This window comes from Aminobacter sp. DSM 101952, from assembly GCF_001424795.1.
GTDB lineage: Bacteria > Pseudomonadota > Alphaproteobacteria > Rhizobiales > Rhizobiaceae > Aminobacter > Aminobacter aganoensis.
Genome location: NZ_LMCL01000004.1, coordinates 30,619 through 42,925, shown reverse-complemented (window position 1 = coordinate 42,925; position 12,307 = coordinate 30,619). Strand labels below are relative to the sequence as shown.

Annotated in this window: 9 protein-coding genes; 1 reads left to right on the top strand and 8 read right to left on the bottom strand. The window is 59.8% G+C overall.

Going from position 1 to position 12,307, the window contains the following annotated elements:
- Positions 1-18: 18 nt before the first annotated feature.
- The 3 genes from ASC75_RS06140 to ASC75_RS06130 form a co-directional block, all read right to left on the bottom strand.
- Complete coding sequence (locus ASC75_RS06140; protein WP_055971816.1) at positions 19-1,809, bottom strand: ParB/RepB/Spo0J family partition protein; 1,791 nt, start codon at positions 1,807-1,809, stop codon at positions 19-21.
- A gap of 685 nt (positions 1,810-2,494) precedes the next feature.
- Positions 2,495-2,920, bottom strand: a complete 426-nt coding sequence (locus ASC75_RS06135; protein ID WP_055971813.1) for a type II toxin-antitoxin system VapC family toxin — start codon at positions 2,918-2,920, stop codon at positions 2,495-2,497.
- On the bottom strand, positions 2,920-3,174 hold the full coding sequence (locus ASC75_RS06130) for a type II toxin-antitoxin system Phd/YefM family antitoxin (protein ID WP_055971985.1): 255 nt from the start codon (positions 3,172-3,174) through the stop codon (positions 2,920-2,922). The genes ASC75_RS06135 and ASC75_RS06130 overlap by 1 nt, the downstream gene beginning before the upstream one ends.
- A 268-nt stretch (positions 3,175-3,442) precedes the next feature.
- Between ASC75_RS06130 and ASC75_RS06125 the strand changes: the two genes are divergently transcribed.
- Positions 3,443-4,180 carry an NYN domain-containing protein gene (locus ASC75_RS06125; protein ID WP_055971810.1) on the top strand — a complete coding sequence of 246 codons (738 nt, stop codon included), beginning with the start codon at positions 3,443-3,445 and terminating at the stop codon, positions 4,178-4,180.
- 155 nt (positions 4,181-4,335) lie between these two features.
- On the opposite strand, the gene ASC75_RS06120 is transcribed toward ASC75_RS06125, so the two are convergent.
- The 5 genes from ASC75_RS06120 to ASC75_RS06105 all read right to left on the bottom strand — a co-directional run bounded on the left by ASC75_RS06120 (position 4,336) and on the right by ASC75_RS06105 (position 12,289).
- Positions 4,336-9,444 carry a lactate dehydrogenase gene (locus ASC75_RS06120; protein ID WP_055971807.1) on the bottom strand — a complete coding sequence of 1,703 codons (5,109 nt, stop codon included), beginning with the start codon at positions 9,442-9,444 and terminating at the stop codon, positions 4,336-4,338.
- A 103-nt stretch (positions 9,445-9,547) separates the two neighbouring features.
- Entirely contained in the window at positions 9,548-9,949 is a 402-nt protein-coding gene (locus ASC75_RS06115) for a DUF3085 domain-containing protein (protein WP_055971803.1), read from the bottom strand.
- A gap of 453 nt (positions 9,950-10,402) precedes the next feature.
- Entirely contained in the window at positions 10,403-10,591 is a 189-nt protein-coding gene (locus tag ASC75_RS25900; RefSeq protein WP_147182085.1) for a hypothetical protein, read from the bottom strand.
- Positions 10,581-11,219, bottom strand: coding sequence for a hypothetical protein (locus ASC75_RS25155; RefSeq protein WP_082496417.1), 639 nt, complete (start codon positions 11,217-11,219; stop codon positions 10,581-10,583). The genes ASC75_RS25900 and ASC75_RS25155 overlap by 11 nt, the downstream gene beginning before the upstream one ends.
- Positions 11,216-12,289, bottom strand: a complete 1,074-nt coding sequence (locus ASC75_RS06105) for a hypothetical protein (protein ID WP_055971800.1) — start codon at positions 12,287-12,289, stop codon at positions 11,216-11,218. Before ASC75_RS06105 ends, ASC75_RS25155 begins: the two co-directional genes overlap by 4 nt.
- Positions 12,290-12,307 lie beyond the last annotated feature (18 nt).

Here is a 12,307-nt window from a genome sequence, read left to right as displayed (position 1 = left end):
TTGATGAGAGCACCGCCCCTATTCGGCGGCGATGCCGTAGGCACTGTCTTCGTCGTCGGACTCCGGAGTGTGCGATCCGTCGTCCGTGTCAGCCGGATCCTCGCCCGGTTCATCATCGCCGGCTTCGGACGGGTCGCTGTCAGCCACCTCGGTTTCAGCCTCGGCATCCTCGGAGACGGCAATCTCCTCCTCGTCACTGCCCGAGCCGTCGTCATCGGCGTCGATGACCTCGCCACGCTTGATCAGATCTGCCACGTCGCCGGCCTCCGGCGCGAAGAGAGCCGAAGCGTGCACGAAATGGCCGTCCTGGTAGTGGTCGACCAGCGCAGCGCGGGTTTCCCTCACCTTCTGGCGCGGAACGACCGAAGCGTCCTTGCAGGATGCTTCCAGCGCCTGGCGCGACAAGCAAAGCAGGAAGTCTCCGGTTCCCATATTCGGCAGATAGCCATCCGCCCCGATGGCATCGCCCGCAATCCGGGAGATGACGCCGCTGTTCGACATGCCACGGCGGCATGACAGCACCTCAACCAATGTCGAGCGGGCAACGACCCGCAATGTGTCGAGATCGAAGGACAGCTTGCCATTCTCGTCGATCAGGCGAACGACATGACGGGCGAAACGCTTCTGGCCGAAGACAGTGTCACCCGCGCCGGAATCGACGCGTACGTTGGTCCCGGCAAAGGCCAGGACGAGCAGAGCAAGCAATGTATCGTCCTCAATCGGCGCGCGACCGAGCGCCTCATGCAGGGCGTCCGTGCGGAAATCACCGACCATGTCGAGACCCTTCTGGGTGACATCCGGGCGCGGCTTTGCCCCGACGATCGTGTCGTCGGCCTCGCCGGCACCGCCCGCCGTCGCACCACCGGCGCCCTTCGGCTTCTTCACCTCGGGGAGACGATAGTGGACCGTCTGCACTTTCCCGTCACGATCGAGATACATGCCTGCATGGTCCGATTTCTGTGGCTTACCGTAGACACGCTCTGCCTTCTTCGGCAGTTCGGGCTGTCCCCAGGAATTGACCTCGACGATGGCACCGCGCTTGGGCAGGTTGGCGGTCATCCATTCGTGCTGAGCACCGAGGAAACCTTCAACGTTGGCTGTGTAACGCGTGTCCTCGTCAGCGGGAGCGAAGAGGTCTTCGACCCATTCGACACCATAGGCGGCCGCAAGATCGTCGCCGAAGCTCGCATCCTTGGCGTACATGCGCTTCTTGGCGAGCGCATTGGAGATCTGGTGCCAGGATGCCCGCTCGCCCTTCTTCGGCTTGTTGGCCTTCCAGACCTGCTTCTGTTCTTCGACGCTGGCGGCTGCGATCGTGCGAAGCTGCTGCTCGGACGGCATGTCGCCGAGCGCCATCTGATCGAGCATCGCAGGCAACACATTCGCAAGCAGCCTGAGCTTGCGGACCTGCCGTACCTGCAAAGTGAGCGCCAGCGCGATCGCTTCCTCGGTCCAGCCGAGAGCGACGAGGCGTTCGACGCCGCGCCATTGGTCGACAGGGTTGAGCGGCTCGCGTGCCGTGTTTTCCACCATGGAGCGCATCGCACCATTGTCGTTTGCCGCCTCATCGACGAGAACCTGAATTTCCTCGAGGCCTGCGGCGATTGCCTGGCGCACGCGGCGATGGCCGGCATCGATGATATAGCCGTTGCCACCATCCTTCTCGGGTTCGACGACCGGTGGCTGGATAATGCCGACGGCCTTGATGGTGGCCAGAAGAAGCGCATCGGCTTGTGCCGATGATTTCGACTGACGGGTCTTGTCGGGATTGTCTTTCAGCGCGCGTGGATCGAGCGTGACAAGATACATGGGTTTCTCCTTGACCGGATGCGGAGCGGCCCTTTGCCACTCCTGTTCGCGTCTTCTTTTTTCCGAAGACACCTTCCGGCCCGCGGGGCGGCCGGACCGGCGCAACTGCGGCCGAGCGTCCCTGCGGCGAAGGACAAGCGGGGCCGACGGCCTTGCGAAGGACGAGTTGCCGGGATGCGGCAGGCGGCAGTTGAGCGCAAGCGTCGGCGGGAGGACCGATCTGCGACCGGTTCTTCTTCCCCCTTTTCTTCCTCCCTATTCATTTTGCGCCCACGGATCGAAAGGGACAGGGCGATGCCACCTCTTGCGAGGAGCGCGACAGCGGAGTTGAGCGGAAGACAAAAAAAATGGGCCCTCGGAAACCGCGGCCCATGAAGTGTGGAGATTTTGAACCTCCAGAGGGGAACAGCTGATGCGACGGAACTGGGAGGTGACCGTCCAAATGCATCAGCTGTGTGCTCTATGGCTAGTTTCTGAGCAGACAGAAACTATTTATTGTGCAATGCAGCCATGCGAATGCTGCACCGCCTTTATGAATGGACCCAATTGCCGAGCACAGTTCCGCTGAGCACATGCCCGGAAACGGGTTGGAATTCTGTGGTCCGGATGCTGCTTTGCCCGAAGATTGAGCGCTTTCGCGGTTTCGTCGCGATGTCTTGGGCGAACGAAGTCTACCACACCGCTGCTACGTGAAGGGATCCCACGGATTGACAAGTTTCACGCCCATACCCGCAAAATCCTTGATGTTGCGCGTGACGAGTGTCATGCGCCGGGTGAGCGCCGTCGCGGCGATATAGGCATCGTTGATCGGCTTGGGGTCAGGCACATGCCATTCGGCTGCCTGCAAGGCCGCCGCCTCGTCAAGGGGAAGAATGCGACCCGAGAACGCTGTGATAACCGTGTTGTCCAGCCAGTTGCGCAATACCTTCCCGGCGGCGCTATCATTGTGTTCCACCAACCGCACGCCGATCTCAAGCTCATGCAGCACGACGGAAGAAATGAACGTTTCGTCCGGATCTACGGTTTCATTCCAGACCACGACATTGGGATGTGCCTTGCCGCTCACAATCTTGCGCAGTTCGGAGACAACATTCGTATCGAGCAACAGCATCAGGTCAGGTCAACTGCCTGCGCTCGTTCCGTCCGCGGCGAAAGTGGCAAGTCAATTTCGCCCGCACCCGGTGCGGCCAGCATGTCGCCAAGCGTCCGCATTTTTCCGGTCAGCCGTTTATATTCGTCGAACGACAAGAGGACATGCGCTGGCCGTCCTCTGTCGGTGATAATGACTGGACCCTCGTTGGCCGCGCGTTTTGCACGGCCAAGATCGTGATTGAGTTCCCGGCCTGAAAGCGTGGTGACCGTCATGACAATCCTCCAAAATATCGTGGTTACGTAACTACATTTAGCTCGCATCACCTTAAATTGCAAGATAAGCCACGCCAGCTGGCGCATAGAATGCGGGAACGAAATCCTCGCGTACTGGTATATTGCGCTCCCGTTTGTCGGATGCGCAACCCTCGCCAATCACTTAGACGGGCCACCGCGTGTGAAGAAAAAACAACGCGCTTGCCACACGCCACCCACTCGTTGATGCTGGATTCCCGTCAATTGTGATAGGCAGGATGCTTTAAGCATGGCAGAATCCCGTTCGCCGCGGCTTGCGGTACTTATCGACGCTGACAACGCGTCTGCGAAAATCGTTGATGGCCTGTTTGAAGAAATTGCCAAGATCGGCGAAGCGAGTGTTCGACGCATCTATGGCGACTTCGCCAATGCCCGTTCAAAGGCGTGGACCGACGTTCTCGCAAGACACGCAATCATTCCCCAGCAGCAGTTCGCCTACACGGCCGGCAAGAATGCTTCCGATATCACGCTTGTCATCGACGCGATGGACCTGCTGCATAGTGGTCGCTTCGACGGTTTTTGCCTGGTATCTTCCGACAGCGATTTCACCCGCCTCGCCTCTCGCATCCGTGAACAAGGCATCGACGTCTTCGGTTTTGGAGAGCAGAAGACGCCTGAAAGTTTCAGGCAGGCCTGCCGGCGTTTCATCTATACCGAAAATCTGTTGCCCGTGGCTGCCGCGAACGGGACAGATGCGGTACAGGTGACAGCCTCCCTCCAGCCCCCGACAGCCGCCACGCCCATCATCAGGAAGGTCATCGCCCAGATGGAGAGCGAGGATGGATGGGTACCGCTTGGCGCCGTCGGCAATCAACTTGCAAATCTCGCTTCGGATTTTGACCCGCGAACTTATGGGTTTCGCAAGCTGAGCGATCTCGTGAGGAAAACGAACGCCTTCGATCTGGAGTATGCAGAGGGCCGCCCGCTGCGAATCCGGGTGAAGCAAAAATCAGGAAAAAAGAACTGATAGAACTTGTGTGCCGCGTGTGAGACTTAGTCGGAATATACAAATTATTTGACTATTTTGCAAATGCCAGCGGTTCTGCGTGCGTGAACAGCCAAGGACAGGCGTCAAACACGATTTGTCCCCCACGATCAGCGGGGGACAAGAGATGGAAGCGATCAGGCTGCCTGTTCAACACCTTGGCTGTCCTCACGCATCGAGGCGGCCAAGGCCTCATCGACATCGCTTAACTGGCGACGCTTCAAAGCAAGCTCTTCAGCGAAGGCGAAACTCCCGCCCTCACGTGTGCGATATGAAACGAGCCGTCGGCGAGCGTCTTCGAGGCGATGGCGATAACGATCACGCTCCTCCTCGAACCCATCGAGCGCATGTTCGAGGCGAGAGATCGCCCCGAGCGGTGTCACCGTCACGGCCAGATCGACCTCGTAGTCCGCACCGGTGCGCTGCAGCAACGTCGCATAACGATAGCCCTCGGCTTTTCCAAACCGTTCCCCCTCATAGACGAGATCGAACCCGCCGATCGATGCGAGATGAACCTCGCCGTGCTGGCGAAGCTGTACGAGCGTCAGGATTTCCCGCATCAGCGCCCGACCGGCGTCCTTGCGTTCATCTTGGACCTCACCGAGAACTGTCATGGTGAAGGAATCCGCTGCGGTCGGAATAGACCGCTTCAAGTCCTCACCGATCTCACCAATCCGGCGGGTCGCGGTTTCGATGTCACGCTCGGCGTCACGGATCTGGCGTCGAACAGCATATTGATCGTCGTCGTGCGCGGCGCGCAACCGTTCGAGCCGGGCGATATCGGCTTCCAGACCTGCCTTTTGCATGAGCCTCTCGTCACCGCTGGCGATCGCTTTCGCCATCGCGAACTGGTTGGCCTGGCCCTCGCCCAGATCCTCAAGCCTGCGGATCGAGGTGTCGCCGCTCAACGCGGCAGCGATGAACCTCGCCTTGCGCTCATTGTTCTGCCACATCGACGCATCAAGGCTGCCCTCCGTCGCGTAGGCGAAAATATCGACCTCGTCATGCTGGTTGCCCTGTCGCACGATCCGGCCCTCGCGCTGTTCGATCTGGGAAGGGAGCCACGGCACATCGAGGTGATGCAAGGCTTTCAGGCGTAACTGCGCGTTGACACCTGTTCCCATTGTCTCGGAGGATCCGAGGAGGAAGCGTACCCTGCCGGCACGCACGTCGCCGAACAAGCGTTGTTTCGCCTCGGTCTTCTTGTAGTCCTGCATATAAGCGATTTCGGAAGCGGGCACGCCGAGGCGGATCAGTTCATCACGTATCCAGCGGTAGGCCGAGAAGCGGCGTGTCTTCTCGACATTTATGGTCCCCAGATCGGAAAAGATCATCTGGGCCGCACCCGGCAGATCGTAGTCCTTGCCATCCGGGCGGCTATAGATGCTTTCACCTGTCTCCTGCCAGATCCGGAAAGCGTTGCGGACGAGCATGTTGAGTTTGTTTTCGTCCTCGTTGTCGTTCGCCGGCATGACCAGACGAAGATCGATTGCCGCATGGCGACCATCGGTGATCACCGACAAGAGAATGTCGTCACCGGGCTGCGCCGGTCCCTCTCGCATCTCGATTGCCTTGATACGCGCTTCGAGGATTTGCTGATACATCTTGAAGGCAGGCGTCGGCTTAGCGGTGACGATCTGGCGGCGGCCCGTCGAAATCGCCGGCACCCTGACATATTCGCGAAGATCGTCGGGCATCACGACGTCGGCGAAGGCGCGGAACATGGCGATCAGTTCCGGCACATTCACGAAGCTCGCAAAGCGGCTGACAGGGCGGTACTTGCCGGACGGCTGGATCTCCAGTTCCGTTGACGTATCGCCGAAGCAACTCGCCCAGGCATCGAATTCATGCAAGCCACGTTCGGCAAGCGCCTCATGTCCAAGCAGCCGCTGGATCGAGAACATCTCGCCGAGTGTATTCGTAATAGGCGTCCCCGATGCCAGAACGAGGGCTCGACCCGGATTTCGTGTTTCAATGTAACGCGATTTCACATAGAGATCCCAGGCGCGTTGCGATCCGTTCGGATCGATGCCTTTCAACGTCGACATGTTGGTCGCGAACGAAAGCTTGCGGAACTCCTGGGCTTCATCAACGACGATCTGGTCGACGCCAATTTCAGAAATCGTCAAGAGGTCGTCCTTGCGCGTCGACAGCGCCTCCAGGCGCTCTTGCAATCCCTCCTTCAACCGTTCCAGCCGCTTGCGTGAGACACGGTCCTCACTGTCGACCCGGGTTAGCAGCTCCTCATAAAGCTCCAGCTCGTCGTGGATCATGCCTTGTTCGAAAGCTGAGGGAACACCGATGAATTTGAAGGCCGAATGGGTGATGATGATCGCATCCCAGGTCGCGGTCGCGGCGCGCGATAAGAATCTCGCCCGCTTGTCCTTGCTGAAGTTGGTCTCGTCCGCGACCAGAATGTTGGCGGATGGATAGAGCGCAAGAAACTCACGCGCGGCCTGAGCCAGGCAATGGCCTGGCACGACCTGCATGGCTTTGGCGATCAATCCGAGACGCTTTTGCTCCATGATGGCGGCGGCCATCGTCATGGTTTTCCCCGCACCGACGGCATGCGCGAGATAGGTGGAGCCGGCGGAAATGATGCGCCATATGCCACGCTTCTGGTGCGAATAGAGGTGGAAGGCCGCGCTGGCGCCGGGCAGTTTCAGATGCGAGCCGTCAAAGACCCGAGGCGCGATGTTGTTGAAGCGGTCGTTGTAAATTCTGGCCAGCCGGTCGGTGCGACCCGGATCGATCCAGACCCACTTCTGAAATGCCTCCTTGATCTTTTGGAGTTTGTCGCGTGCGGCTTCGGTGTCGACCACATTCAGGATGCGCCGTTCGCCACCGATATCCTTGATCACGTCGAAGATCTGCGGCACGCGGGAGTTCAGGGCATCGGCGAGTAGTTCGCCGGCATCGCGCCGGCTGGTCCCCCATTCGGACGTACCTGCGGCACTGTATCCGAGCTGGCGCGCCTCGACCGTCCAGCTTCCCAGTTCCGGCATGTGATGGATACGGATGTCGGCACCCATCAACTCGTTGACAAAATCCACGACGTCGGCTGCGGGGATCCAGGGCGCGCCTAGGCGGGCGGTAATGTCGGAAGGCCGAAGATCAGCCGGCTGGACAGCCTGCAATGCTCGGACATTCCGCGCGAAAGCTGGATCGAGCGCCGCGGCGGCCTCCGCTTCTGTCAGTCTGGTGCGAACCGGACCAGAGAGATAGGCGTCAGAGGTCTGCCAGGAGCCGTCTGCGGGATTTTGGAAGATTGCCTCCCCGAGGTCTTCGATCACCTCCTCGGCGGACATGTGCAACAGTTCGGCGATGTGCTCGAGGTCGACACGTCCGCGTTCGTTAAGCACAACAGCCAGCGCATCGCCAGCGCTGGTGATGACAGGTGCGACCGGTGGCGCTATCACCCGTTCAGAGAAGATCGGACCGGGCTTTGCCGTGTCGGTGTCGAGGTCGTAGTCCTCAATTGACGCGACCAACCAGCAATCGGGATCGTCCCTGAACGGCGCGAGGTTCGGCTGGCGATGGCTCTCACGCATCTCACCGGTCTGTTCGTCCTCGCTGATTGAGACCGTGGTATGATTGATCGGGCCGAACTCCCGAACAAAGGCACCCCAGGCGATGCGTAACCGGACCTGAAGATCCCGCCAGGGTCGATCCTGCTCCTGGGCCTTCAGCACCTCACGAACGGCATCGCGGATCGGCAGGAGCTTGCGAATGATTCGGGCATGCTTTTCGGGGATACCGTCGCTGCTGCGACCCTTGCGGATGCCGATCGGAACGGGGGAACCGTCAATCAACTGCATGAGGTTATGCTGGCCGTCGAGGAAAAAGCTGCCTTCGCGGACTTTGGCGTTATCGGGCTTCAGGTCGACGATCTCGGCGAGCTCTTCTTCCAGATCGAGATCGATGATGCTCGGCTCGCCATCATAGAGATGTTCGGGAAGCAGAGAGATCGCGGCCTTCAGCAGAATCTCAAGGTCCTCGCCGGGACGCGGCTGGCATGTATAGGTTTCGCCAAACGGGCCGGAGGTGAGGGCATGGTCACCGAGCACAAAGACGGGATGTCTGGCGAACCAGCGATTGACACGGATCGCGCCTTCATCGGCGGTGGCTGGCCGGATTTCGTCAACGTCGAGCCAGGTGACATCGCCTTCGGGCTCACCGGCCTTGCGTTTGCGGAAGAACAGGATGTCGACCACGACATCGGTACCTGCAGCCGCGCGGAACGCGCGTTCCGGCAGGCGAATGGCAGCGACAAGGTTGGCCGATTTCGCAATATGCTCACGGGCCGTCGTATCGGCCTTGTCCATCGTGCCGTGGGAGGTGACGAAAGCGGCGAGAGCGCCTGGCTTCAGCAGATCGATCGATCTTGCGATGAAATAGTCATGCAATCTGAGACCGAGACCGCGATAGTTACGATCGGAGCGGACAGTTCGATCAGAAAACGGCGGATTGCCGATGGCGAGATCGTAGATCACCCCGAGATCGGTGCGGGCAAAATCACCATTAACGATCCGGGCCTTCGGCTGGAGGAGACGGACAATCCGGGCGGTGACCGGATCAAGCTCGATGCCGGTGACATAGCTGGATGCCCGGAAGGCCTGCGGCATCAATGCAGGGAAAAGACCGGTACCGATGCCGGGTTCAAGAACGCGGCCGCCGCGCCATCCCAGACGTTGAAGACCTGCCCACATCGCACGGATGATGAACTCCGGTGTGAAGTGGGCGTACTGCGTGCAACGCGCCAGCGAGGCGTAGTCCGTCTCGGAAACCACACTTTCCAGCGAACCGCCAAGGTCGTCCCAGCCATCCCTGAATTCGACCTCGCCGGGGCGACGGAACATGCCGCTCGCCAGTTCGGAGGCTCCGAAACCGGTAAAACGGATCAGGCGCTTCTGGTGTTCGCGCGTGACCGGAACGTCGAGCTTCTCGATCTCGTTGGCGGAGAGGATGGCGGCGACATTGATCCGGGCGCGCTCCTTCCAGCTTTTCGGAAGGTCGCGATCATCGTCATCAAGATAGAAGTTGAAACGATCGCCCATCTTGCCTGGCAAGGGTGGTTTGGCCGCAACAACCGGTAACGGGACGACATGCGCTTCAGGCGCGGTAGCTGTGTTTTCATGCGCTGCCGGTCCGGGGGCAAATTCTTCAGTCGTGCCAAGGCCAAAACCAAGCCCGGAAGAGAGCGCAGTATTGCCGAACATATCGAGGGAAAAGGGATCGTTGGACATCGGATGAATGCTCCTGAAAAAAGACGAGCGTCATCGACCGGATGAACCGGCGTGGCGCTCGCGTGGAAGGGGGAAGGTTGTGGTTGCAGCGGACGATGATGCGTCAGCCGCGTTGGATGACCGAGATCTGCATCGCGTCTTCCTCAAAGGCGAAAGACAGATGCGTACCGCCAGGGCTGGCCGCGATCATGGCCTCGAGGCTCTCGGCATCGATGAAATCGACACCATCATCGCCCCCGAAGGTCTGGCGTTTGACCTCGAACCAGTCGTCGTTTTGCTCGGGGTGGCATTCTTCGGCATAGACGACCAATGGCTTGCCGTTTTCGGGCAACTTTCCGTTGGACATCAAATACACCCCATGATCTCCAACAAGCCAGAGGCCGGGCTTTTCGCCCTTTCCGGGTTCGAGGCCATAATAGGGATCGCGGAAGCCGCCATTGGCCTCGGCGTCGGCGCGACCACGTGCGATGACGTCGAGGACGGATTGGACCGGGAAAGTCAGCATGGTCGATCCTCCGTCAGACCGCGATGGGAAGCGGCGGGATCTCATTTGCCACCGACGCTGGTTTTACGGCGGCCGCAGGTGACGGCGGCGTTGGATCCGGATCGTCATCATTGGCGGCCAGTGGAATGAGGCGGCTTTCCGATCCGCCAGGCCGTCCTGCAAACGGTCGGCGCGATGAAGGGGGGAAGAACTTCATGGGCATGTCTTTCACCATTGGTTGGGACGAACGACCATGCCGCCGGATCTCGATCCGTCGGAGCATAGCATTCGCAGTTTCGGGATTTGGACTGGAGAAATTCGGCGCTGTCCTCGCCTCTTCAGACTTTCCAATCCAGCTTTTCACCGCTGCATTGGCGATGGCCGGTCAAAGGCCGCTTTAGCGGCGAAGCCCGCCCTTGACGGGCTGGAGCCACATGCGGCAGGGGTCTTCTTTTCTTCCCCTTCCTTTCCCCTTCACAGGGTCCGGAACCAGAAGCGACGGTCGGCCTCCAGCCGTACTCGCTTGGCGCACGCCTCCCATTCTGGCATCAGCCGCGCCTTGCAGCGTATGATAAGGCGTGTCACACGGCGCGACCGTTCGTCATCATCGCCAAACAGATCAGGGTTGGCCCTGAGGCGCCACAGAAGACGCTCATAGTTCATCGGAGCCACTCCAGACGTCCGCAACGTCGTCGTCCAGTCGAACTTCAAAGGGGCCGGGCCAGTCCCGGATCCATTGTGGAGCATCACCTTCGTGACGCAGATCATCCCTGATCTGCGCATTGGCATCCCACTCTGCCTCTGTCGGAAATCGTTCGAGGAGCAGTGACAGCGCCACGGTCCAGTCTTTTGGTTCAGAGACATCAACCTCGATCGCCTGATCATGGCGCCAGATCTGGGGCATGAATGTCAGTGTCACGCGCCGGTCTTCCAGCGAGACGAAGGGCGGACGCCGATGTCCGTCATCCAATATTTGCGGCTCGTGGTCTGGACTGTAGCTCCGGGTTTTCTCATAGTCCGGGTCGTCCGCTTCATCGACGAGATAGCCGACCACTTCCTCGGCATAGCCGGCCTCGATCACGCCGATACCGCGGGGATTGAGGCTGACGGCAAATCCGTTACCAAACAGACGTTCGTCGGCCGCGGTCATAGCGGCCCGGTGGTTTGTGGCATCGACTTCAACCTTGACCCGGACCACGGCGTAGACATGCACGAAATGCTTGCTGCACGCGGGATCGGCAGAAACCTTTGCAGTTGCCGGCGGGATGGAAGATGGTGCTTTCTCGCTCATCGACGTCCTCCTTCATGCATTTCCAGCTTCTTCAGCACGCGGGCGGCGGCATCCTCGAGCGGTGTTGCGAAGTCAGGACCATTCTCTGTCCATTCAAGCACTTCGAGAACCGCCGGGATAAATCCATAGTCGAACGGTGCATGGCGATCGATCAGCTCCCGTCCAAGATGGTCATGGATCTGGAGCGCGCAGATGGCAGCCGGGCGCGCCCAGCGCCGCAGTTCGATCGAACCGAGCTGGGTCCAGAGCAACATCAGAGCGTGAATGTTCCGCACCAGCGGCTTGTCGTGTTCGAACAGGATCCGGTAGTCCTGCATGGCCTCCCAGCAGCACAGGGCCGCGTCCAGTTGTCGGCTATCGATGTCGGCGATGGCCGGCGCAGGCGTGGCGAAGGACTCGATGAACCGGCGGATCGTGGTCAGCGAGTTGCGACCGCCAGCATCGAGCAGGAACTGGTCGTGCGGCAATCGCCCTGTCATCTGGCGGTCGATCGCACCGCGCATTCGCTCAAGAACGGGATCAGCTTTTGAGAGATCAGGCGCGCCGGGAAGGTATCTCAGGCCCTCGGCCGGCCTTTGTACCTCGTTTGCTGCGCGCAGTTCCTCGAAGAGATCACCGCTGGATCGGCCTGCGCATTCCGTCGCGGTGATCAGCATGACGCAGGCAGCGAAACTGTCGGGTCTCTGCGATGGATGCCGGGACCATTCGAGTACTCGGACTTCCGAAAGCGTTTCGGAGCGTGCGACAATGTCCTGCAGAATGAACTCCCAGGAGCTTGGTCGCAGATCGATTTCGATCCGGTCCCGACCATCGATCTGGTCGCGCCAGCATTCGGCAACGATCCGGTTCAGTTCGCTCTTCGGTGAGCGGCGAGACGTTTCATAGGCTACCGATAGATCGCCTGCGGCCAGGCTGAACGTCAGGGCAGCGCCGCTGTCGGTATAGAGCAACAGCGCGTTGTCGACCTCACCAGCATCGAACACGCTGGAGAGAACCAGCCGTTCAAGTTCGGTGATATCGGTAAGTGGGATCGCCGGGTTGATGACAATGGTGGTTTCGAGGTCGTCCATGGAACTCTCCTTTTTGGA